The organism is Paenibacillus mendelii, from assembly GCF_024498075.1.
GTDB lineage: Bacteria > Bacillota > Bacilli > Paenibacillales > Paenibacillaceae > Paenibacillus_Z > Paenibacillus_Z mendelii.
In genome coordinates this window covers 83,794-107,268 of record NZ_JANHOF010000014.1, presented here as the reverse complement: position 1 = coordinate 107,268, position 23,475 = coordinate 83,794, and the positions used below count along the sequence as shown (strand labels likewise).

Genomic DNA, 23,475 nt, shown 5'->3' with positions numbered 1-23,475 from the left:
GATGCTTTCACGCTCCTTATGTTGATTAGGAGGAAAGTATGTTTAGCAAACTGACCATTCAAGACTATCCGGAACCACCCCATATTAAACCTGGAGATTCCTTGCATTGTGATTTTGTACTAGATGATTTGGATTTTATCGCCAAGAACGATTTCAAAATCATGTTAAAAGGCGAATATGCCATGCACCCCTCTTGGATGACAGAGGGAGGGTACCCCTATTTATATCGAATGGTTGATGACTGTCTATCTCCAAATGATACCCATCATAGTCAGTTTTGTTTGCATTTAGAAGGAAAAGGTGAACCCTATCGAAAGCGTGCCTACTATAAATTCGTAAAACCTGAACACGCTGGAAATCAATTTACCTTCTCTATCTATGCAAAGGCAGATCATTTAGAAAAGAATAACACGGCTGATTTGGAAATTGTTTTTGAAAAGCGGTTGATAAAAGAAGGGGTAGACAAGGCTTCCATCAGTTTAGACCCCGATGAAGTGATTATCATTCCTATAGAAGAAGGAACTTACCCTTGGCAAAAGATTGAGAGAGATTTTGTTTTAGAGGATAATGTGGCCTCCATTTTGGTTTATATTCAAGTAAAAGGATGCCTTGGGGATCTTTACCTAGAAGACCCATGCTTTAATGGTAATTTCTACTCTGAGCCTAACTATAATTATTTGCCTTCGTTTACCATGTCTAATCCTTATCATGAAGAAATGAACTGGTTTGGGGAGAATCTATCCAAAAAAGAATGGGCAAACCTAAAAATTAAAATCAACAATGAGATTTGCTTTGACGGCGAATTTTTTCAAAGGTGTTTACGATTTTCCGAAAAAGAATTTAAAATAGATAAGGATTTATTGAAAATAGGTAAAAACACGATCAGCATCACCAATCAAGCCGATTATTTTATGCCCCACCCTTACAGTGTTAAATCTTTATATTTGCTATATCAAGAGGCAAAAAACTTAACTATAGTTGGTTGCAATGATTGCATTCCGCTGCATACACAAATACCCATTATGGTTTACCTAAAAAACCAATCTACCGTTACCGTAAGCGCCGATGAAAACCTGATTTTTGAAAAGGAACATTCTTGTAAAAAGGGTTTTAACGTAATCAATTTTATGGCTACAGCCCACCAAACTAATTTCAAGATCAAATTAACTTGTGGATTGGAAGAAGAAACCGTTTCATTCACACGAACATTAGAAAAAAAAGACGACAATGTATTAACAGGAACCTCTGACGCCGTTTATCTTAATCAAAATATAGAAGATTTTGATGAGTTTTTTTGTTGGTACATCAACAACCGTTTGGGGAATTTTATAACCTTACGGCCCGTTTATCGATGGACTGGAACTAGGGAATTAAACAAAGATTTTTGGGCGTACCTTGTCAAACTCTTTACGGAGTATCGCTATCATTATTGCCACATTATTGATGGGCGTGAGCTTCCAGGTATGAATGCAAACCCAACTAAAGAAATGCTAAAAGGACCCTATTTTATTGGAAATCAAGGACACGAAAGAGACGGTGCCTTCTATTATTGGAATATTGGGCGGGGCGCAAAATTCGCTTTTTTTGACGAGCTCTTTGAGCGGTTTGTAGATAAAATTGAAGATGGAAAATATGTAACACCTCCTGTTTATGCACAAAATAGAGTTTTTTCAAATTATAATCCTCTGAAGTCAACGGACATGGAAGAGGCGGCTAATCAACTCGTTGAAAACATTCGCTATGCGTTAAACGGCGTGAAAAGACATTCGGGTCCAAGCACGCTGTTTAAGTATTTCTACGAGGGTGGCTTAGAAAGTGCAGGCAGTGAATTGATGTATGGCCCTCATGAAATCATAATCGCTGCCCAGAGGGGAGCGGCAATTGCATACAACAAAAAAGATTTGTTGGCGCATTTGGCAGTTCAATGGTCAACACTGCCTCATGACACAAAAGAACGTTTTAGAAGGTATCAACTTTCTTTATTTGTTTGCTATACACATAACATCAATCACATCAACACAGAAGAAGGACTTTGGCATATCGAAAGTGAGTTGGCATTTTTCGATCGATTTTCCCAGGCTTGCCTTGGGCATTTACAAGTGCAAAAAAACTTTGCCCATTTTGTAAACACCCATACAAGACCCACGAAAATGGTTGTTCCATTTGGTTTTCTACATGGAAATAATGATGCTTGGGTATGTTTTACAAGACCCAATGCATGGGGACAATTAGATGATAAATGGAAATATAACCATATGGAGGAAAGCTGGGATTTGCTAAAAATCTTCTTTCCGGACTCTATATTGGGTGCTATTTATCGATACCCATGCGAAAACAAACCACAAGGATTTTATTCCAGAACCCCCTATGGCACGGTTGATATTTTACCCATAGAGGCTCAGCCAGAAACTTTTCAAAACTATAAAGTGCTTGCATTCTTAGGTTTTAATACGGCTACAGATCAACAGTTTCATAAGCTCCTTGAATTTTGCAACAATGGTGGCACGGCAATTCTGACTTGGGCTCATCTTTTCACCACAACAGATCGAGAAGAAGCTTTGAATGGAACAAGTGGCTTAATCGAGAAGGGCTTAATGGAAAAGGTGTTGGGGATAAAAGATTATGCTTATCCTGAAAATGTTGAGAATCCTGAAAAAATCATGGATCTTACATTGCAAGATACAGTAACGGTAGTCAAATTACACCAAGGCAAACCATTAATCATTCAAAACACTGTAGGCAAAGGGAAAGTTATCTTTATCAATTCCCTGCACTATCCTGCCAACCCAGCCATTCGAGAAGAATACCAATCTGTATTAGAACAAACCGCAGAAGAAGCTTGCAAAGATGAGTATGAGAAAGGGTATATTGTTGGTGATGATACCGTTAACTTTACCGTGTTTGACCGTGAAGATGGGCTAAGAGTAATCTACTTACTAAACATCGATTGGTGGAGTGACAAAGAAATTGCCAAGGCTACATTGAAATGGAACAACAAAACATTTGAAATCAATGTTGAGCGTGAAAAAATCAATATCATAACGTTATCCGAATCAGTTGGCATCCTATCACGGGATTTTGATACAGAGGTGGTTTCCATCCAAGAATCCATGGGTGAGGCTGCCATTCGCCTGCAAGGGTATGGAACTGCGTCCATAGAGGTGCTGACAAAAGACAAACAAGAAATAACAATTCAGATTGATGGCTTTTATGAAATGAAACTAAAAACGTGAACGTCAGATAACTCCCACCACAGGGAGGCCACTGAAAAAGTCTGACTCATGAAAATGCGTTTATCCACGTGGACGGACAATGGGGTCGATATTAAACAAGAGGTCGGCGTTACGTTTAGCGAAAATCGCCTACCTAATATTGACACCAAATTCCGCCAAAGTTTATCATGTGTATGAAACGAGGAGGTGTCAAATTGCCGACATTGAAGGATATCGCTGATCGGGTCGGGGTATCGATTTCCACTGTATCGCGCGCAATCAGCAATGATGCGGCTCGCCCTGTAAGCAAAGAGACGAAGCGCAAGGTGTTAGAAGCAGCGAATTTGATTGGCTACGAAATAGAGGAAGAGCTGACACCGCAGGCGAAGAACCTGCAACATCCGCCCGAGAAATCGATAGGATGCATTATGCCGCAGTCGTTATTTGATTTTCATCCGTATTTTACGGCCGTTTTGTCCGGCTTCCGCAAGAAGATGCACGAGCTCGGGCGCACTCCCGCGTTCTTCATGTCGATGGAGGAGGTCGGAAGCCCCGAATACCTGCGCTCTTTGATCCGGGAAACGGGGGTGAAAGGCATACTTGCATTCGCCTGGTACAATAAGGAGCAGTTCGAGGTCTTGCAGGAAGAAGGCGTACGTGTGCTCGGCGTCAGCCTGAACTACGACAGCTTGTCCGTACCCGTTGTCGACTGCGACCGCATGTCTGCCGCCCGTGCTGCCGTCAGGCATCTGGTTGCGCAGGGACATACGAAAATCGGTTACATTGGGGGACCAACGTTCTCTAAAGAATTGGAAGGAGATGAGCGATTTTTAGGCTACAAGTTTGGCATGCTCGAAGCGGGATTCGGGTTGAATGGAGGTTGGATAATAAATGCCAATTGGAACGTTGATATGAGCTACAGTTTAATGTCGGACATGCTCGTACGGTTGAAGGAGGATGAGAGGCCGACGGCAATGTTTTGCGCAAGCGACGCACTGGCGATTCCCGCACTTCGCGCCGCCTCAGAGAAAGGCTGTCGCATTCCTCAGGACATCGCGTTCGTCGGCATGGATAATATCGATTTCGCGCAGTATACGTCGCCTCCCCTGACGAGCGTACAAGTGCCGAAAACGCAAATCGGCGAAGTAGCTGCCAAAACGCTGGTTGATTACCTTGAAGGTCACTATTCGCTACCGCTCAAAGTGCTGCTGCCGTTTGAGCTCGTGCTGCGGGAATCATCGTCTTTCATAAAGATGGAATGCTGAACGACAATCTACATTGCCCTTGGTGACAGCGACGACCTCTAAACGCAGTTCAACCCAGTTGGGTGGACCGCGTTAGAGGTATTTTTATGAGAAAACAAAGTATATTCCAGTCGCATTATGAAAATTCGGATCCAAAAAAACCATTGAAACGTGGTATTTGCTCCAAATATGATAGCCTTATTAAAGGGAAGTTGGACAAAAAATGAATGCGTTCTGACCGATACACCAAATGAAAACTGACTGGTACATAAGTTTCAAGTAGAGATGACAAGGAGAGGATCAACATGAAGCAACTGACAGCCATTCTGATCGGAGCGGGTGCGCGCGGGGCAGAAAGTTATGCTCCGTATTCGCTCTATAATCCGCACGAACTCAAATTTGTCGCCGTAGCGGAAGCTGACCCCGAACGGAGGGCAAAGTTCGCTGAAGCCCATGCCCTTCCGGCGGAACGAGTGTACGAATCGTGGGAGCCGCTGCTGGCGGAGCCGAAACTTGCGGATATCGCGGTCATTTGTACGCAGGATCGAATGCATTTCCACCCTACAATCTACGCGCTGAACAAAAAGTATCATGTGCTTTTGGAGAAGCCGATGTCTCCCGATCCGAAGGAATGTCTTGAGATGGAGAGGGTCGCCAAAGAGAACGACAGATTGCTTACAATCTGCCATGTGCTACGTTACACTCCGTTCTGGAGCACGATCAAGGAGCTGATTCAAGGGGGGCAAATCGGCGAGGTCGTTTCGATTCAGTTGAACGAGAATGTCGGCTACTGGCATATCGCCCATAGCTTCGTCCGAGGGAACTGGAATAACTCCGAACATTCGAGTCCGATGATTCTCGCCAAGTCTTGCCATGACATGGATGTCCTATCATGGCTGATGGATCAGCCGTGCACGAAGATAAGTTCGTTTGGTTCGCTGAAACATTTCCACAAGGGAAACACGCCGGAAGGGGCTGCAGAACGGTGCCTCGATTGCTGGGTTCAATCAGACTGTCCTTATTCTGCGCCGCGCTTTTATTTGAGTGACCAGTTCAAGGGCTGGGCGAGACATTTTACGCAGGATCTTTCGCAAGAAAAGATCGTGCAGGGATTGCGAGAGACGAACTACGGTCGTTGTGTCTACACGAGCGATAACAACGTGGTTGACCATCAAGTCGTCAACATGGAGTTCGCGAACGGAGCAACGGCTATCTTCAGCATGTGCGGCTTTACCTTCGAGCAGGAACGGCGCATCCAAATTATGGGGACACGAGGGGAACTGCGCGGAGAAGGGGATAAAATCACTTTGTTCGATTTCCTTACTCATAAGAAAACGGAAACGACCATTGCCGTCCAATCCAGCGGCCACGGCGGAGGCGATACCGGCATCGTCAGCAGCTTCCTAAATGAAGTGAGGAACTACAACGGCCAGGAGAGCTTGACATCCGCATCCGCTTCGGTCCGCAGCCACTTGATGGCGTTTGCTGCGGAAGAGTCGCGTCTGAACGGGGGGAAGGTGATCGATCTGAACGAGTATGCCGATACTCTTTGTTCCATAGATCCCAGAAACCATTCAGTTGAAAACAGCCTCTAACCTCATGGGCGGCATAATGTAAGAAGGGCCACAAGCCCTTATGCATCGGGGACCTTCCGTGAGGAAAACCCAGCGTGGTCATACTTTGGCCGCATATAATTAGAGGAGGCTTCTCTTAAGTTCACCGTGAACTCCAAGAGAAGCCTCTTTTTATTAGGCATGATGTAAATCATACTATGCGAACAGCTTGGTATCACTTTTCGATTACGCTTGCCGTTACGAGGTGCAACAATTCAGAACTTTATGTCGTCAGTTTCCAGTAGTGGAAGAAGAAGGGGTGAAGGGTTTGAAGCAATTGTTGAAATCCGTCGTATTGCTCACTTGCGTGGTTGGACTGGCGGCTTGTGGGGCGCGGCAGGGTGAACCGGCAACGATGGAAAAGGAAGGGGCGGCCGGCGCGAATCCTACGGAACAATCGCCGAGCTTAACGAAGGACGAAGCAGACAGATTGAAACGGTTGGATCAGCGCGTGCACAGGCTGGAGCAGCGTGTCCGCATGCTAGAAAAAGCCTTGTCGGCAGATACGCCGCAGAAAGCGGTCGAGACGTGGGCGGCCGCAATTGACGCCCGTAATGGCGCTTGGGAATACGCTATACTCCATCCCGACAGCCGCGCCGGCCAACTGAAAATGTTTGAGAACGGCGATTGGATGACGGGCGTGTCCAGTCCCTGGCTGGAGCGCTACAAAATCGGCAAGGGCGTCAAACAGAATGACGGGTCGTATGTGTTCGAGGTGCGATTCGATTACCGGACCTCGGATACGATGAGCAAGAAGATCGAGTGGGCCGACATCGAAGCAGCTCGCGTTACGGTGCGCAAGAGCGGCGAGAATTGGTATGTCGTGCAATGAAGCGGAGCCGGGGAGATATTTTTTCGGTTTTTCCAGTAGAAACTTCTGGGAAAAGCCGATAGGACTAGATTGAATGGAGAGAGGCTTCTCATGAGATCAATTTCGAACCAAGAGCAGTCTCTTCAGAGGGATTTTCTTCATGTTCGGAATGGGCGGTATGATGTAATCCATACATCATAACCCCTAAATATCAAGGAAAACGGGACCTTTCGAGGCAATGTCATTAAGTTAAGCCCAGAGACAACACCGGTAATAAAATGGAATCCGAAACGGCATGGGAAAAAGCCCTGTGCCGTTTGTTTTTTTGTGCAAGCAAGGAAAAAGTGTACAGCAAACAAAGCGGATGGAATATCCGCTTAAAAAATGTTCATGGGAACCGAATTATGCTACTCTGTAGACGAAGCTACCGTTATACGGACAAGTAATAGATAAATTTGGTGTTACATGGCAGGTTTCAACACAGTCAGCTCAATAGTGAGAGTATCCCAAAGTATATGTTTTGAGCCCCCCATTATTCAGGTAGTGCTTTCTCATTTTATTAAAGACGAATAAGTGGCTTATAAAATGGAGACGATCGGTTCTGTGGCATGTGTGAAAAGGGTGTTTCGCCCGTCAAAAGGAGGCCAAGATGAACGAAACAGCATTAGAGCTTCAGTTATTTGAGAACTTAAAGCCTGAGTTAACATCGTTCTGTTACAGAATGCTAGGATCCATCGATGACGCAGACGATGCTGTTCAGGAAACCTTTATTCGTGTTTGGCAAAGTTGGCATTCATTCAGGCAGGATTCCTCATTCAAAACATGGGTTTATCGTATTGCATCAAACTTATGCCTGGACAAGCTAAGACAAGCCAAACGCCGCACGCGTCCCGTTGACCTATCCGACCCAGCGGTACTCATCGTCGAACTCCGCGAAAAGTTTCCTGACTCAGCTTGGATTTGGCCTGCCCCTGATTTCTCGGGGAGTCCGGAAGATATTTTCATTCGCAAAGATACCCTTAAACTCTGTTTTATTACACTCTTACAGATCTTACCCCCCCGTCAACGTGCGGTTCTTATTTTGAAGGATGTATTCGAATGGTCCTCCAAACAGATCGCAGAAACTTTAGGAATATCGCCGGCTGCGGTTAACAGCGCCCTGCAAAGAGCCAGAGAAACGATGGACCGAGCGAAACTTCATTCTAACGAGTTTAGCATGATGGATGTCGAACCTGATCGTGAGCTGCTATCACGGTATGTGGAAGCCTTCGAACAATTTGATATCAATGCGCTGGTAGCGTTGTTTCATGAGGAGGGCCGTCTGTCAATGCCGCCTTTCGCAAGGTGGGTACGCGGCAAAGACGATTTGTTCAAGTTTTTTGCGCTTACACGCTGGCATTGTGAGGGATCCCGGTTTTTGCCGATTACGGCGAATGGGGGTTATCCTGCTTTCGCACAGTATGTGCCAAGCGGTGAAGACTCCTACTTGGTACCCTGGGGTATTCACATTATTGAAATAAAGGACAAGCAAATATACCACGTCCAAAATTTCATTAATACAAAATTATTTTCCCGATTTGGGCTTCCTGCACAAATACACCGATGAATATCGTAATCTAATTTCGTCTAAATAAATGAGAAACAAAATTACGATTATCAAAGATAGAAAGGATGATAGTTCATGCGTAAAATCATTCTATTCATTCACAGTACTTTTAATGGAGTTGTCACTGGCGACCCAAGCGAGGACAAAACTAACTGGGCGGTCTGGAGAAATAGCGCCGGCATTGAGGAAGGTTCTCAGTATCTATTAAATATTTTCGAGACAGCTGATACCATTTTGCTTGGCCGTGGAACCTACGAAGACCTCTCTAGAAAGTGGCCGACTATTCGAGGGTCCAAACGGGACGATGGAGGTTCAAGCCTGGGTGATAAGATAAACAACGCCCACAAACTAGTTGTAACAAGCGCCCGCCCGCTCGACAATCTAAAATGGGGAGAATTTGAAGCTCCAAAACAATTGACTGGCAGTAATATAGAAGAGCAAATTAAGGACCTAAAAAATGGTGACGGTGGCGACATTGTTATTTTCGGTAGTCCAACGCTCGTGCGATCACTTGCAAACGCAAATCTTATTGACGAATATCAGATAGTCATGCACCCGGTTGTGGTCAACGTAGGTGAGCATTTGTTTGACAATCTTAAAGAGCAGAAGGAATTCCATCTCGTGGACGTCAAAACACTTAAGGTTGGTTCCCTCTTGGTAACCTACAGACCCGCTAAAGCTTAGCTCAACCGGGCAGATCATTACTGTTAACACAAACAGCTACCCAGTTGATAAAGTGCAATGGACCGTCTGTTAACACAGCACGCCGAAAGGCAGCTCACCTTGACTACCTACGAAGGAACCTTTGATCAAACACACGAACATACGCCCAGTGAGTGATCGCGCATGCTATGAAAAAGATTGATGTTATGTTGTCGCAAGCTTTAGCCTTTAGGCATAGTCGTATCCAAAATGGCCAGGAAGCACATATAGTTAACCCTTCAACGTGTTCAACTAATGATTCGAGGATGGTTTTGGCACTAAATAGGTCGAAGACGTCCTGCCAGGTTTTAATGGTTCGCATATAATCCCTCCTAAAAAAAATGACCCCCTCGAAAAGCAATGTCATTAAGTTAAAATGGAATCCGAAACGGCATGGGAAAAAGCCCTGTGCCGTTTGTTTTTTTGTGCAAGCAAGGAAAAAGCGTACAGCAAACAAAGCGGATGGAATATCCGCTTAAAAAATGTTCACGGGAACCGAATTATGCTACTCTGTAGACGAAGCTAACAGATGATTTCGAGCGGATTTTGCGCGTATTCTTTTGCCCTGGGTGAATGGGTCGAATCGGCAAAATGTTTTTGCGAATCAGCGCTTCAACGTCGGGCGGGGGCACATTGCCTCGTGAGCGCAGGAAATGTCTACATACGTGAACGGCAACCGTGAAGTTGACTTGGTAGGTGTGCCGTTTATCCATTTGGGAAATGACGACGTGCGAGGTCATCCTTTCAGCGAAATTGTACATGATCATTCTTGCGAAAATCTCTTGGGTGATGGACTCCCGTCTCTTTGCATGAAAACTCGTCAGACCTACGGTGTATTTTAATGCCCTGAAAGAGGTTTCAATGCCCCATCGCATGTTATAAATGGACTTGATTTCATCGGGTAGGAATTCAGCGGCAGAAAGATTCGTAATGACGGTTTCATAAGCGCCTTTTGGCAGGACGAAACGAACAACCCGAAAAGAAATCGGGTAAAACTAGTTATCCTGCAAATCCAAAAAATCAAAGGTAGAAGTAGAAGGGACAAACTTGTAAATCCCGGGATGAGCCTTGACCTCTTTGGTTTGTTTTTTGGTGAGTGTCAGATGAACGTTAATATCAAACTCTCCGCTAACAGGTAAACGCAAGCCCGAAAGAATGCCATTGGAATCCAGATCCTTTACCCGTATGACGTAGTTCCACCCTTTGCGTTCAATATGCGCGAAATTGTTGTAACTTTCATAGCCTCTATCGGCAGTAACAATGGCTTTGCCCTTCATCGGGAACGATCAACCATAGCCGCCAGCGCCCTTCCCTCGTTGCATAGCCTTCGCGGCTGTACAATGGCATCGACGTAAATTCTGTTGCAGAGGTCATAGGCTGCGTTCAAATGCAGAAGATTATAGCCTTTCGTGTCCGGCTGACTTTGAAAATAGGAGTCCGTGTCGGTAGAATCCGTTGCGATATGCAAATCCGAACCATCAACGGCAAGCAATCGATACCCTCGGTAGTCCTTGATATTCGTATACGATTGTGTAAATTTGTGAAACAAGAATTCCACAGCAGACGGCAGGATTTTATTGCGCTGCTGTACAAAAGCAGAAGTGGTTGCGGTGTTTACGTCATAACCCTGCGATTCCAGGAGTTCCTTATAGAGGCTGTTGCCCCATGGAGATCAGGAGTTGCATAACCGTTTCAATGGGCAGCTTTTTCTTTCGGGTAAAATCTTTTTCAGGGTTTTTGACATAAGGTGCTGGTGCGGCTGCCATTTCTCGTATGAGGGATGTCAGCGTTTCTTTTAGCTTATTGGCGTACTCATTCATTGGCGAAACCTCCTCGTTTTTTCAAGGGGCTTCGCCACACATTCCCATCCGCTTGTCAAGTTCTTTTTTCGTTTCCATGCAAAAAAAGAGCGGGCTATCTTTTCGATAACCTGCTCTTTTTTCTTGATTTTTTGGCCCTGTGCCTTAACTTAATGACATTGCCTTTCGAGGCCCCGTTTTTGTATGAAAATCACGACAAGCGGCGGAGCACAATTACTCCCTCCACACCGACAGGATTAGCATCTCTTAAGGAGACTCACGTATCGTGAGGCTTCTATATGCTGTCTAAATCTAATCTACATGTATAGAAAAAATATTTCTTGATATAAAACACATGTTTTGTTAGTATAAAAAAACAACGAAAAACTATAGTCCTATCAGACTTCCGAACATTGTGGCGATCGTCAAGGGGTATGTCGGTTCGAATCAGGCTGTTCATCGTATTTGCATGAGCTGCATGCGAACGCGGGTTGTCAATTAAATAGAGATACATACAAGGAGGCGTTTGTTTTGACTACATTTCAAGTGTCGACAGCGAATTATGCAGAAGCAGGCAGCTATCTCGCAGGAGGGGTTGCCAGCTCCTTACGAGCATCTATGAAACCGGTCCCTTTGTACGCAGAGTCCGGAAAAGGATCGCGTATCAAAGATGCGGACGGAAACGAATATATAGACTACATGCTGGCGTATGGTCCGCTAATTCTTGGTCATGCGCATGAGGGATTAACGGCAAGTATCGTGGAGGCTATGCAAAAGGGGTACACTTACGGCATACAGCATCAAGGGGAAATCGAGCTGGCGCGTCTCTTATGCGAGGTACTGCCCTGCGCGGATAAGGTTTCACTAAGCGGTTCAGGCACTGAAGCGGTTATGCTGGCGTTAAGATTGGCTCGCGCCTATACTGGAAAAAGCAAGGTAATCCGGTTTCACGGTCATTACCACGGCTGGTCCGACAGCATCTTTACCTCGTTCCCGAGCGCAGATATGAAAGGCCATGCTTCCAGCGGCAGTGGCTCTGTGCTGCCAGGCACGAATGGTCAGAGTGAAAGCAGCTTGTCCGATATTATTCTTCTTCCCTGGAATGATCCTGAGGTACTGGAATCAACTCTTCGGGAACGTCATGCGGAGATCGCAGCGGTCATTACGGAGCCGGTTATGTGCAATTCCGGATGTATTCACCCTGCACCAGGCTATTTAGAATTGATGCGCTCGCTAACGAAAGAGCTGGGTATCGTGATGATTATGGACGAGGTCATTACCGGGTTCAGGCTTGCGATTGGCGGCGCCCAGGAGCGGCTAGGTATTACGCCAGATCTAGTGACTGTAGGCAAGGCTCTCGGCGGTGGAATTGCCATCAGCGCGGTAGGCGGACAGGAAGATATAATGAAGCTGATCGACGGAGGCACGGTGAGCCATCTCGGTACATTAAACGGAAACAGTGTGTCGACGGCGGCAGCCATTGCGACGATTCGCGAGCTTTCTAAGGATAACGGCGCGGCATACGTTCAGATGGAAAGGCTGACCGATAAGTTGACGGAAGGGATACGGACGCTGTTTGCCAAGCATGAAGTTCCTGCTGTTGTCAATCAAATCGGTCCCGTGTTTAATGTCATGTTCACGGATGAGCCAGAGGTGATCGATTTCGAAACCTACAACAAGCGCGACTCGGCCAAATATGCACGATTCGCAGAGCTTGTATTGCACGAAGGCGTGCTTCTCCGCCCGAATGGGCTGTGGTATTTGTCTGCCGCCCATAGTGAATCCGATATTGATGGAACGCTCGCAGCTATCGACCGCGTCCTTCCACAATTGAAATCATAAGGGCAAGCTTTATTCTTAATTTGTCCATCCATACATGCAGCAGAAAACGGCAGAAATGCCGTTTTTTTATTTGTTTTTGGAGCAGACATGCAGTTGACGCGGGTATAAGCGGCTATGCATGCAAAAAACCGAGAGGACACTTTGAGAAAAGTGTCCTCCCGGTTAAAGAGGTTAGGCTGGTATTAGCGCAATGTTTTCAATGCACCGCTCCAAGCGAGAACTTGGTCAAGCATGCCATTCACGTTCACGAGATGAAGATCAGCCGGCTTGAATACAGATCCGTTCTCAAAATCGGTGAACAGCGACAACGCTGGGTGTACACGAACGTCCGCTACGGACAATTCTCCCAAGATTCCGCGCAGATGCTCAGCTGCACGAGCGCCGCCTACGGAACCATAGCTTACGATACCCGCTGCTTTATTGTTCCAAGCATCACGCGCATAATCAAGGGCATTCTTCAATGAAGCCGAGATGCTGTGGTTGTATTCCTGAACGATAAATACGAAGCCGTCCAAGCTGGCCAGCTTAACATTCCAAGCAGTCGCTTGTTCCGTAGCATCGGCCTCTCCTAATAGCGGAAGCTTGAAGTCAGCGATATCTACGATTTCATAATTCGCATCTCCACGTTCATCGGCAACACGTTTGACCCATTCCCCTACTTGTGGACTTAGACGTCCTTGACGAGTACTTCCTAGAATAATTCCGATATTTAATTTCGACATTTCTTATTCCTCCTCTTTTATGAGTACTTCCAGAGTGGTTGTATTCACGACCACGGGTAAACTGTCTTAAATTCAAGTATTCTGAACATGAGATAATAATAACGAATCAGATTGATAATGTCAAGTAACTTACGAATAGTTAGCTTTAAGGGAAAGGGTAACAATGATTAAGCTATTTTCACGATTATTGTTCCCTAATTTCCTGCTCTTAAGGTCGCTGCTCCCCGATTATGATGAATGAATATTTTGATAAATGGATGGAGAATTTACTTTTTAGAAGAATAAGGCGGGTGAGTGTAATGAACCATCTTTCCCAGCAACAAAAAGTAACGATAATGATCGCGCTTATGGCGGCAATGTTTTTTGCTTCTATTAACCAGACGCTCGTAAGCACGGCAATGCCTCGGATCATTGCATCCCTGGGCGGGATGGATTATTATTCGTGGGTCATTACGGCTTTCATGCTGATGTCAACGATTTCGACTGTACTCGTAGGGAAATTATCCGATATTTACGGACGAAAGCCTTTTTTACTCGTTGGTATCATCGTTTTTATGATTGGTTCGTTCCTAACAGGGCTGTCGGCAGACATTTATCAGATGATCATTTTTCGTGCGGTTCAAGGCGTGGGTGCCGGTATTCTGATGTCTACGACGGTTACGGCCGTAGGTGATTTGTTCGCTCCGCGCGAAAGGGCCAAATGGACCGGAATCATGATGGCCATATTCGGCTTCTCCAGCATACTGGGTCCTACTCTTGGAGGAGTCATGATTGATCATATGGCATGGAAGTGGCTGTTCTGGATCTTCCTCCCCCTTGGTATTATTGCCTTCATCATGATCTGGATGATGTTTCCCAAAGCGACACGGTCTTCCGTGGAGTTGATCGACTACTGGGGATCACTTGTGCTTTCCGCATCGATCGTCGCCCTATTGCTGGGCTTCTCGTGGGCGGGCAATAAGTACGCCTGGGATTCGGCACAAATAATCGGTCTCTTCGGAGCAACCGTAATCGGCATTATTACTCTGGTGCTTATCGAACGGAAAGCGGATAGTCCTGTACTGCCGCTGTCGTTATTTAAGAATAGCATTGTAACCATCTCACTCTCGGTGGGCTTTCTGATGAATGCTGGCATGATGGGCGCCATGATCTATATGCCCTTCTTCGTGCAAGGGGTAGAAGGGCTGACGCCAACCCAATCGGGATTTGTGAATATACCGATGTCCATCACGATGATTGTCCTTAGCACCTTGGTCGGACGCTGGATTTCCAACTCCGGGAAATATAAGCGATTTGGACTTATCGGCATCGCCGTTATGATCGTCAGCATGCTCTTAATGGCCAACATGCACAGTGTGGCAATGGCTGTCGTCAGCATGACTGTTTTTGGGATCGGATTAGGGCTCAGTATGTCAGTATTTACCTTGACCGTACAAAACGTGCTGCCCCCTACTCAGCTTGGCGTGGCTACAGCTACCTCAACGCTATTCCGAAACTTGGGAGGCACGATAGGGATCGCGATATTCGGTTCCGTCATGAACTCGGCTATGATGCGTAATTTGGAACAAGCGATGACGGGTGGATCAGGTGTAGACCTATCCCGTGCCGATCCCGAAACAGCAGCACAATTATCAAAGCTAATGGATCCCAGATCGCTGATGGACCAGCCTTTGCTCATGGAGCTGCAATCGAAGCTGCCGGAGGAGGCGCAGCCTCTATTCGCTCAAATGGTCGACATGCTGCGTACCGTATTGAGGGATACCTTGTCCACCGTCTTTCTGCTTGGCGCGGTATTGGTAGGCCTTGGGCTCGTTCTTACCTTCTTCTTGAAGGAAATTCCGCTGCGTACTACGAATGACACGGCACCCGATACATCTGAACCCAATCTCCAGCCGGCAAAAGCACATTAAATGGGTCTTACAAAGGGGTATCGGATCTCAGTCCGATACCCCTTTTTTGCGCGTCTCAGGTCCCGTTGCAGGACTTTTTTTACTATTCATCAAGAACCTCTTTATACTCTTCATTTGGGTGTACTGTAAAATTTCTGTAATGTACATTGACCGCTTGTCTGCTATAATAAATAAAAATTGGAAGAGGGGACGTTGATTCACAATATGAAGAAGGTCGATCATCATACTCCTGGCTTTAAATATGTAAGGTGGTTCTACCTCATTCTTATGACCATGATGATTATTACGGTCCAAATCTTCCCTCCAACACGTATTGTTTCGGCGGCTAGCGGGCAAGTCTATTATGTGTCTGCCGATGGCAATGATAATAATCCAGGCACGATTTCCTCTCCTTGGCAAACCATCCAGAAGGCAGCCGATACCGTTGCAGCGGGAGACACTATATTCGTTAGAAGCGGCATATACCAAGAATTCGTTGCGATAAGAACATCCGGGTCCCAAAGCGGAGGGTACATAACGTTTCAGGCTTATCCAGGCGAGAAACCAGTCATTGACGGCTCGGGGCTAACGATAGCGAGCGGAAAGAGCGCATTGATTAGTATGTCGGATGTCAGCTATATCATCGTAGATGGCTTTGAGCTTCGGAGTTTATCAACTTCAAGCAGCTCTCAATTCCCTGCCGCTATCAAAGTGCAGCAAAGCGGAAGTAATATTCATATTCTTAATAACGATGTTCACCATATCGTGAATAGTTCTAGTGAAGGTAATGCTCATGGCATTATAATATATGGAAACTCGACTACACCGCTGACGAACATCCGCATTAGCGGTAATGAGGTTCACCATTTAACAACAGGATCAAGTGAATCAGTCACTGTAAGTGGCAATGTGGATGGTTTCTCTGTTGATAATAATGTCATACACGACAATAACAATATTGGAATAGATCTTGCAGGTTTTTATGGAGCATGCTCAAGCTCTTGTACGGATCAAGCACGCAATGGTACGATTGCGGACAATAAAGTGTATAACATTGATACATCGACGAATCCAGCATATGACCAGGAACATATTGCAGCAGGGATTTACGCAGACGGTTCGGCCAATATCATTATTGAGCGCAATCATGTTTTTGCCAATGATTTCGGCATCAGTATTGCAAGCGAGAAGCAAGGGAAGAGCGCTAGCGGAATTACGGTACGTAATAATTATATCTATCACAACGAAGGCGCAGGCATCATAATGGGCGGCTCAGGGCCATCGAACGGCGGATCGGTAGATAATAAGATTATTAACAATACGATTGTGGAAAATGATACCCTAAAGCAGGGCTTTGGTGAAATCACTTTGCAATATAACACATACAACAATATTATTTCTAATAACATTCTATATAGCAGCGCGAAGAAAACTTTTGTACAGAAACGGAACGGAAGCGGCTCGGGCAACATCAGCGATTATAACTTATATTATAAGCCTGATGGAGAGAACGGGAGTCCGTGGTCATGGAGCGGTTCCTCGTATCGTTCTTGGAGTGACTATAAGAAAGCCACTGGGTTTGATGCAAACTCCCTGTTTGCTGATCCGATGTTTGTTCATAAATCCAATCAGGATGTTCATCTGCGAAGCGGATCACCGGCGATAGGCAGCGGCTCCAACGCTTTGGCAGGAGGGGCTGGTGCTCTTGATCTGGATGGCAATATAAGAATAGCGGGTGAAAAAGTAGATATCGGCGCCTATGAGTTCATCCAGAACACTTCACCAATTCCAACGCCGGACCCAACGCCAGACCCAACACCGGATCCAAAGCCAGAACCGGGTCCATCGACAGGCAACGGGACGGGCATCAAGATCGACGGGGACATCTCAGATTGGAGTGAAGTTCCTGCTCTAGGCGAAGGCCGTTCAAATGTCCACACTATAAAGGCTATTGCTGCGGGTGATAACCTGAATGTGTTGGTTACGGGAACCTTGCTGGAAGAGAAGGGGCAGTTATTTATCAATTCCGATGCCAGCACGGATACGGGCTTTAAGGCGCCTCATTGGAGTGAAAGCGGCGCTGATTATTTATTAGAGAATGGAATTCTATACAGGTACAATGGATCAGGAGGAACGAATTGGTCATGGGTGGAGGTTAAATCGTACAAGGGAACCCCAAGCTTCGTGCTTACCAATACTGTTCTGGAGACATCACTTGCGTTATCGGATATGGGGATTCAGCAAGGAGGCGTTTTCAGCATCGGATATGTTTGGAAGGACTCATCCGAGCATAAGCTTCCAAGCGGCAGAGAGCTTCTGAAATACGAGATGCCGCTGCCACCACAACCAGCCTCGCCTATATTCACAATCGACGGTCTGAAGTCGGATTGGAACGGGATCACTGCACTCAGCTCGGGCAGCTCGAATCCGAAGGCATTAAAGGCAGGAAATGACAAAGAATATTTGTACTTACTTGTTGATGGCAGCAAGCTGTCCAGCAAAACGCAAATCTACATGGATACAGATAATAATAGCACAAGCGGCTATAAGAGTTCCTATTGGAGCTCCGGTGGTGCGGATTATTTAGTTGAGGATGGTACACTGTATCAATATACGGGTAAAGGTACGAACTGGTCGTGGAAGAAATTGACCTCGCTCAAATCTATTGCTGGCTATATTGTGAATGAAGAGTTAGTCGAAGCGCTAGTGCCGCTTAAGGACTTGAGTATCATGAAGGGCGCTTCAATTGGAATCTGTGTTGTACTCAACGATTCCAAAGCGACCCAGTTACCGGCAAGCGGGAAGATGGCCTCGTATACGTTAACGGTTAATAATTAGACTGCATCATTCAAATTCGCCCTAATCTCGATACTTATTCGTCATGGAGCCACTCCGGTGGCCGATTCGAATAGGTATCGAGATTTTTGTTGTATGTTCGCTGGCTAAAATGTTTATCTATTACACGGGATTTAAGTCATGGGACTATTTTCATAGAATGGATGTAGATGGAATAATGAAATTTGTCAGTTTTTGTTCAGAATTTGTTCAGAACGGCTTGTTATAATTAGATTTTGTTGTAAATTGTTGAATTTTTTATATGTCTATAGATATGATGGGGTGATCGTAATGAAGGTTCTTATTACGGGTGGTTACGGTTTTATTGGCTCTCATGTTGCGGAACGGTTTCATAAAGAGGGATATGAGGTCTATATTATCGATAACATGTCAACCGGGAAGCTGGACCATGTGACATTCAAGCACAAGGGATATCAATTAGCGGTTGAGGATTCCAAATGCGAGGAGGTTTTTCAAGCTAATCAGTTTGACACGGTTGTCCACCTCGCGGCACAAGCCAATGTAAATACCTCCATTACGAATCCCCAATTAGATTCGGAGTCCAATGTATTGGGTTTGGTTAATATCTTGAATTTGGCCCAGAAGTTCAAGGTGAAAAAGTTTATTTTCGCCTCATCGGCGGCTGTATACGGAACGAATGATCAAATGCCGCTGACTGAAGAAGCGGATTGCGATCCGATCTCCCCGTATGGAATCAGCAAATGGGTAGGCGAATCGTATTGCTTGAAGTGGCAGGAGCTGTACGGGCTGGATACGACCTGCTTCCGTTTCTCTAATGTGTATGGCCCGCGTCAAGGCTCATCCGGTGAGGGAGGCGTTATTTCTATTTTCATGAACCGGGTACTGTCGGGTCAAACCCTGTATGTGTACGGAGATGGGGAACAAACAAGAGACTTTATATACGTGGAGGATGTCGCGGATGCGATATTCAGGTCGTCCTATTCTAAATTATCAGGCGTGTATAATCTCTCCACGAATATGAAATGCAGCGTCAATGCAATTATAGAGTCGATTGGCGGCATGCGTGCCATCGAAAGCGTAATCCATACAGATATGCGTCCAGGTGATATTACCCACTCCATTCTGAACAACGCCAAAGTGAAGCATGAACTCGATTGGTCACCTATGTATGGCATTGAGGAAGGGCTGCAGCGGACATACGGCTGGTTTGAACAGAAGCAAGCCGAGCTTGAAAGCACGGCTTCTACGATGGTGGAGTCCAAGCCGTCTGCGGTACGGCAATGGTTGAAAAAATATATGCCATATGGGGAAAACCTGCTGGCTTTCGTTCTGACGGCGTGGTTGTCTCTTTCTCAAATAACGAATGATTATAGCGCAATCGATATCAAGCTCTTCTACATTACGATTATTGGGATTATGTATGGGAGCAGACAATCGATCTTGGCTGTTGCCTTGTCGATCGGGTTATTTGTCTATCAGAAGCTGCTCGATGGCCGGGAGCTTGTATCTTTGCTCTATGATACGGATGTGTTCTTCCAAATCGCGATTTATTTGTTTATCGGGCTTGTGGTGGGCTATGCCATCGAAAGGAAGAATGCTGTCATCCAATCCGCAGTGAAAACGAAAGATGAATTGGAAGAGCGTTATGAGTTTCTGAACGGCATGTACCGGGAGGTTCGAGAGGTAAAAGATGAGCTGCAGCTTCGTATTCTGAACAGCGGAGACAGCTTCGGGAAGATTTATTCCATTACCAAGGAGCTAGAAAGCCTAGAGCCGGAAACGGTGTTCAACTCAACGGTTAACGTCGTGAAATCGATTATGTCCGTTGAATCGGTAGCGATCTATTCGGTTAACCCACATGGAACATATATGCGCTTGATTGCGCATTCCAATGATTATGACGCACAAGCAGCAAAGTCGCTGCGAGTTGAGGAGCATTCCAGCATGCAGTGGGTGCTGCAAGAGGGGAAAGTATTCGTCAACAAGGAACTGGACAGCAGCGCTCCGCTCATGTGTGCTCCGATCATCTATAACGGTGCAATCAAGGCCGTCATTACCATTGACGGAATAGCATTTAATAAATTCTCACTCTATTATCAGAATTTGTTCAAGGTTACGTCAGAACTCGTTTCATCCGCGCTAACACGGGCTTTTGCATACATTGAAGCTACCGAGAGCCAGCGATATGTACCAGGAACATCGATACTGCGCAAGGAGGCATTTGCTTCTATTCTAGAAAGTAAACGTCTGGCGAGAATGAACCATAACACTCCTTATCTGGTAGTGGGGCAGACGGAGGGCAGGTTTGAAGAGTATGCCGACAAAGTTGCCGGTATGCTGCGGGAGACGGATTATATTGGCTTGAATGAGGACGAGAAGGTCGTTATTCTACTATCCAATACAAGTGAAGAGGATGCCAGTTATGTATTGAACCGGTTTGCGAGCCGAGGTTTATCCCTACAGATCGTTGATGGAGTGCTGCAGCATGATTAACCTCTTATTAGGCATCTATATTCTATTATCGGCTGCTTTATTAGGCGTATATTATCGGCATTCACCCAGAGAGTGGCTGCTGAGGATGGTTGTCGTTACCGTATTTCCCGTTATTGGATGGCTATTCCCCGTGTTCTGGCCAGGCAGATTGTATAAGGATGCAGGCGGCAAGCTCGATGCCTATATTGCATCCCAACAGAAGGAAATGTCGGTTCAGCATTTAGGTATTTATTCGAAGATGGAGACGCAGAAGGAACTTGACGTATTGTCGATCGAGGAGGCGCTCCTCGTAAGCGAGCATAATACGCGGCGTAAGGTGATGATCGATGTGCTTAAGCAGGATGCGATCAATTATTTGGAGATCCTGCAAACGGCGGTTAGCAACGAGGATACCGAGACGTCTCACTACGCTGTCAGTGCAATTATGGAAGTGAAGCGCAAGCTGACGCTATCGCTTCAGGAGCTCTCTGTTCAATATGAGAACAACAAGAGTGACGAGCACGTTCTTAGAGCATATACGGAAGTGTTGAAGGGCTACTTGCGAAGCGGCTTCCTGGATGAGCGTACGCTTCGGAAATATAAATTTATCTACCTCGGTGTACTCGAGCAGTACACCGAGATCTCACAGAATGCCAGGGAAGCTTTCGTAGATAAGGTCGACATGGAGCTTGAATTGGAACGATACGCGGAAGCGGAAGAAACCTGTCGCGTGTTCGAACAGAAATATCCACATGTTGAGAACGTCTACCTATGCTACCTCAAGGTATATTTCACAATAAAATCCGCCGAGAAGCTGCAGCATACTTTATTGATGATCAAGAAGTCACCGCTGAAACTTTCTAACCATGCATTGACAATGGTCAGGTTCTGGTCGGAAGGAGCCTAGAATGAACAAGGATATAAGATTCACTAGAAATGTTTATGTGATTCTAATTGCCATACTGCTGCTAGCGATTGTTATACAGGTTGCGCGTTCTCAATATGTGCTGAAGTTCAAGCAGAATAGTGACCTTCTTGAACAACGGGATCTGTTGCTGACGGCTGCCGAGCAGGTGGACAAAAGCTTCATAACCGATGCTTCATACTGTCTTATCTATTCTTCCGAGAATGAATACAGCCGACTCTTGAAGAGCAACGCTCAGCACATGCTTCAGTACATGCAGAAGCCTGTCCATGAAGTAAATATAGCGGACGAGGCATTCAACCCACAAGGATGCTCAACCGTCGTGGTTGCACTAGACGTTCTGCCTGCCAAGCTCGATATGGACCGACTGGTGGATTATGTCGATAATGGCGGGTATGTGCTCTTCATGAGCTCCGTTGAAGTGAATGATCAATATAACCTCTTGTACCGTAAGCTGGGGATAACCTCATTTGGAAGCACGTTTTTAACAACGGGCATTAAACTGACCTCTAACCTGCTGATTGGCGAAGGTAATTTGGTAATGAAAGATGACTTTATAACCAATTCGTCCAATCCGGTGGAGCTTGACAGCTCAGCGCAGCTGCTCGCGGAAACGAATGAAGGTACACCGCTAATTTGGAGACACAGCTATGGTCAAGGAGCCTTCATGGTGTTTAACGGTACGATGCTTCAAGAGAAAATCAATAGAGGCATCTTCGCGGGAGCGGTAAGCTTATTAGAGCCGGATTTCATCTACCCGATATTCAATTCAAAGCTGTTCTATATTGACGATTTTCCTTCCCCAATTAAAAAGGGGATCGAGCCATCCATCTACGAGGTCTATCAGAGAGATGTACCCTCGTTCTTCAAGGATATCTGGTGGCCGGATATGCTCAAAGCCTCCAAAAACCATGGTATCAAATACACAACAGGCCTCATTCAAACCTATCACGACGATGTCGAGCCACCTTTTCAATATCCGATTGATGAGGATCGATACGGATTGATTACGTTCGGTCGAGAGGTGATCAAGAGCGGGGGGGAAATCGGTTTACACGGCTACAATCATCAATCCCTACAAATGAGCAAGAAAGTTGCGGATTCTTTCGGATACAATGCATGGGCGAATCTGACGAATATGGAGAAGTCCATCAAGGAAGCGGTTATTTTTACGGGTCGTTCCTTCCCGAGTTATAAATTGATGTCCTACATTCCTCCGTCGAATGTGATTAGTAAGGAAGGAAGGCAAGCGTTAAAAGCAGCCTGGCCTGATTTAACGGTCATATCTTCGTTATATGGCGAGGATGGAGAAGGTTTGGCTTATGTTCAGGAATATGAAATTGCTGAAGACGGCGTGTTGGAGATGCCTCGCGTCACATCGGGCTATTTTGAAAGAGCTTATGATCACTGGTCGGAAGCCAATACCATCACATCGCTCGGCGTTTTCTCTCATTTTATTCATCCCGATGATGTACTAGATGAAGAGCGCAGCAATTTTATGACGTGGGATGAGCTGTATAAACAATTTTCACAGAAGCTTGAACGTCTACAACAAACATACCCTTGGCTAAGAGAAATGACCTCAACGGAAGCGGCGCTTGATATGGGCAGGACATTGATTTCAAGCGTAAGCTGGAAGAAGGATAAGGATAGCATCACTGGCGAGATTCATAACTTCCAAGGTCATGATCTGTATTACATTTTAAGAACGGAACGCAAGATTAAGAAGCAAGTGAACTGCTCGGTCAAAAAAATAGATATCGATACATTCCTTGTTACAGCACATGAATCAAAATTTGCGATTGGGTTAGGCGGGTAGCG

Annotated in this window: 16 protein-coding genes and 1 pseudogene; 12 read left to right on the top strand and 5 right to left on the bottom strand. The window is 45.7% G+C overall.

Going from position 1 to position 23,475, the window contains the following annotated elements; all coding sequences use genetic code 11:
* Positions 1-38 precede the first annotated feature (38 nt).
* From NNL21_RS28500 to NNL21_RS28475, 6 genes and pseudogenes are all read left to right on the top strand, one after another.
* Positions 39-3,233: a hypothetical protein gene (locus tag NNL21_RS28500; RefSeq protein ID WP_204821523.1), complete on the top strand. Its 3,195-nt coding sequence runs from the start codon at positions 39-41 to the stop codon at positions 3,231-3,233.
* A 194-nt stretch (positions 3,234-3,427) separates the two neighbouring features.
* Entirely contained in the window at positions 3,428-4,477 is a 1,050-nt protein-coding gene (locus tag NNL21_RS28495) for a LacI family DNA-binding transcriptional regulator (protein WP_204821524.1), read from the top strand.
* A 284-nt stretch (positions 4,478-4,761) separates the two neighbouring features.
* Positions 4,762-6,051, top strand: a complete 1,290-nt coding sequence (locus NNL21_RS28490) for a Gfo/Idh/MocA family protein (RefSeq protein WP_204821525.1) — start codon at positions 4,762-4,764, stop codon at positions 6,049-6,051.
* A 286-nt stretch (positions 6,052-6,337) separates the two neighbouring features.
* The gene (locus NNL21_RS28485) at positions 6,338-6,901 is read left to right on the top strand and encodes a hypothetical protein (protein WP_204821526.1); all 564 of its coding nucleotides are present in this window, start codon (positions 6,338-6,340) and stop codon (positions 6,899-6,901) included.
* A gap of 625 nt (positions 6,902-7,526) precedes the next feature.
* Positions 7,527-8,486, top strand: a pseudogene (locus NNL21_RS28480) (sigma-70 family RNA polymerase sigma factor); the annotation flags it as partial.
* Positions 8,487-8,561: 75 nt separating this feature from the next.
* Positions 8,562-9,170 (top strand): dihydrofolate reductase family protein, encoded by a 609-nt coding sequence (locus NNL21_RS28475; protein ID WP_204821528.1) that lies wholly within the window; start codon positions 8,562-8,564, stop codon positions 9,168-9,170.
* Positions 9,171-9,688: 518 nt separating this feature from the next.
* On the opposite strand, the gene NNL21_RS36890 is transcribed toward NNL21_RS28475, so the two are convergent.
* The 4 genes from NNL21_RS36890 to NNL21_RS28460 all read right to left on the bottom strand — a co-directional run bounded on the left by NNL21_RS36890 (position 9,689) and on the right by NNL21_RS28460 (position 11,008).
* A complete protein-coding gene (locus tag NNL21_RS36890; RefSeq protein ID WP_373567607.1) occupies positions 9,689-10,120 on the bottom strand; it encodes a transposase in 432 nt (143 codons plus the stop codon).
* Positions 10,121-10,183: 63 nt separating this feature from the next.
* The gene (locus tag NNL21_RS28470; RefSeq protein WP_204821529.1) at positions 10,184-10,465 is read right to left on the bottom strand and encodes a transposase; all 282 of its coding nucleotides are present in this window, start codon (positions 10,463-10,465) and stop codon (positions 10,184-10,186) included.
* Positions 10,462-10,737 carry a hypothetical protein gene (locus tag NNL21_RS28465; RefSeq protein WP_204821530.1) on the bottom strand — a complete coding sequence of 92 codons (276 nt, stop codon included), beginning with the start codon at positions 10,735-10,737 and terminating at the stop codon, positions 10,462-10,464. Before NNL21_RS28465 ends, NNL21_RS28470 begins: the two co-directional genes overlap by 4 nt.
* Before the next feature lie 97 nt (positions 10,738-10,834).
* Positions 10,835-11,008: a hypothetical protein gene (locus NNL21_RS28460; RefSeq protein WP_204821531.1), complete on the bottom strand. Its 174-nt coding sequence runs from the start codon at positions 11,006-11,008 to the stop codon at positions 10,835-10,837.
* A gap of 510 nt (positions 11,009-11,518) precedes the next feature.
* Here NNL21_RS28460 and NNL21_RS28455 point away from each other — a divergent pair.
* The gene (locus NNL21_RS28455; protein WP_204821532.1) at positions 11,519-12,829 is read left to right on the top strand and encodes an aspartate aminotransferase family protein; all 1,311 of its coding nucleotides are present in this window, start codon (positions 11,519-11,521) and stop codon (positions 12,827-12,829) included.
* Positions 12,830-13,011: 182 nt separating this feature from the next.
* Here the strand turns inward: NNL21_RS28455 and NNL21_RS28450 are convergent, their stop codons facing one another.
* A complete protein-coding gene (locus tag NNL21_RS28450) occupies positions 13,012-13,551 on the bottom strand; it encodes an NADPH-dependent FMN reductase (RefSeq protein WP_204821533.1) in 540 nt (179 codons plus the stop codon).
* Between the two features lie 299 nt (positions 13,552-13,850).
* Here NNL21_RS28450 and NNL21_RS28445 point away from each other — a divergent pair, with 299 nt between their 5' ends.
* The 5 genes from NNL21_RS28445 to NNL21_RS28425 all read left to right on the top strand — a co-directional run bounded on the left by NNL21_RS28445 (position 13,851) and on the right by NNL21_RS28425 (position 23,473).
* Complete coding sequence (locus NNL21_RS28445) at positions 13,851-15,461, top strand: MDR family MFS transporter (RefSeq protein WP_204821534.1); 1,611 nt, start codon at positions 13,851-13,853, stop codon at positions 15,459-15,461.
* A gap of 192 nt (positions 15,462-15,653) precedes the next feature.
* On the top strand, positions 15,654-18,278 hold the full coding sequence (locus NNL21_RS28440) for a right-handed parallel beta-helix repeat-containing protein (RefSeq protein WP_204821535.1): 2,625 nt from the start codon (positions 15,654-15,656) through the stop codon (positions 18,276-18,278).
* A gap of 288 nt (positions 18,279-18,566) precedes the next feature.
* The gene (locus tag NNL21_RS28435) at positions 18,567-20,750 is read left to right on the top strand and encodes an NAD-dependent epimerase/dehydratase family protein (RefSeq protein ID WP_204821536.1); all 2,184 of its coding nucleotides are present in this window, start codon (positions 18,567-18,569) and stop codon (positions 20,748-20,750) included.
* Positions 20,743-21,636, top strand: coding sequence for a hypothetical protein (locus NNL21_RS28430; RefSeq protein ID WP_204821537.1), 894 nt, complete (start codon positions 20,743-20,745; stop codon positions 21,634-21,636). The genes NNL21_RS28435 and NNL21_RS28430 overlap by 8 nt, the downstream gene beginning before the upstream one ends.
* A 1-nt stretch (position 21,637) precedes the next feature.
* Positions 21,638-23,473 carry a DUF2194 domain-containing protein gene (locus NNL21_RS28425; protein WP_204821538.1) on the top strand — a complete coding sequence of 612 codons (1,836 nt, stop codon included), beginning with the start codon at positions 21,638-21,640 and terminating at the stop codon, positions 23,471-23,473.
* Positions 23,474-23,475 lie beyond the last annotated feature (2 nt).

Coding starts and splice junctions, on each gene's coding strand:
- NNL21_RS28500 (WP_204821523.1), top strand. CDS start 39: ATGTTTAGCAAACTGACCATTCAAGACTATCCGGAACCACCCCATATT.
- NNL21_RS28490 (WP_204821525.1), top strand. CDS start 4,762: ATGAAGCAACTGACAGCCATTCTGATCGGAGCGGGTGCGCGCGGGGCA.
- NNL21_RS28475 (WP_204821528.1), top strand. CDS start 8,562: ATGCGTAAAATCATTCTATTCATTCACAGTACTTTTAATGGAGTTGTC.
- NNL21_RS28470 (WP_204821529.1), bottom strand. CDS start 10,465: ATGAAGGGCAAAGCCATTGTTACTGCCGATAGAGGCTATGAAAGTTAC.
- NNL21_RS28460 (WP_204821531.1), bottom strand. CDS start 11,008: ATGAATGAGTACGCCAATAAGCTAAAAGAAACGCTGACATCCCTCATA.
- NNL21_RS28450 (WP_204821533.1), bottom strand. CDS start 13,551: ATGTCGAAATTAAATATCGGAATTATTCTAGGAAGTACTCGTCAAGGA.
- NNL21_RS28445 (WP_204821534.1), top strand. CDS start 13,851: ATGAACCATCTTTCCCAGCAACAAAAAGTAACGATAATGATCGCGCTT.
- NNL21_RS28435 (WP_204821536.1), top strand. CDS start 18,567: ATGAAGGTTCTTATTACGGGTGGTTACGGTTTTATTGGCTCTCATGTT.
- NNL21_RS28430 (WP_204821537.1), top strand. CDS start 20,743: ATGATTAACCTCTTATTAGGCATCTATATTCTATTATCGGCTGCTTTA.
- NNL21_RS28425 (WP_204821538.1), top strand. CDS start 21,638: ATGAACAAGGATATAAGATTCACTAGAAATGTTTATGTGATTCTAATT.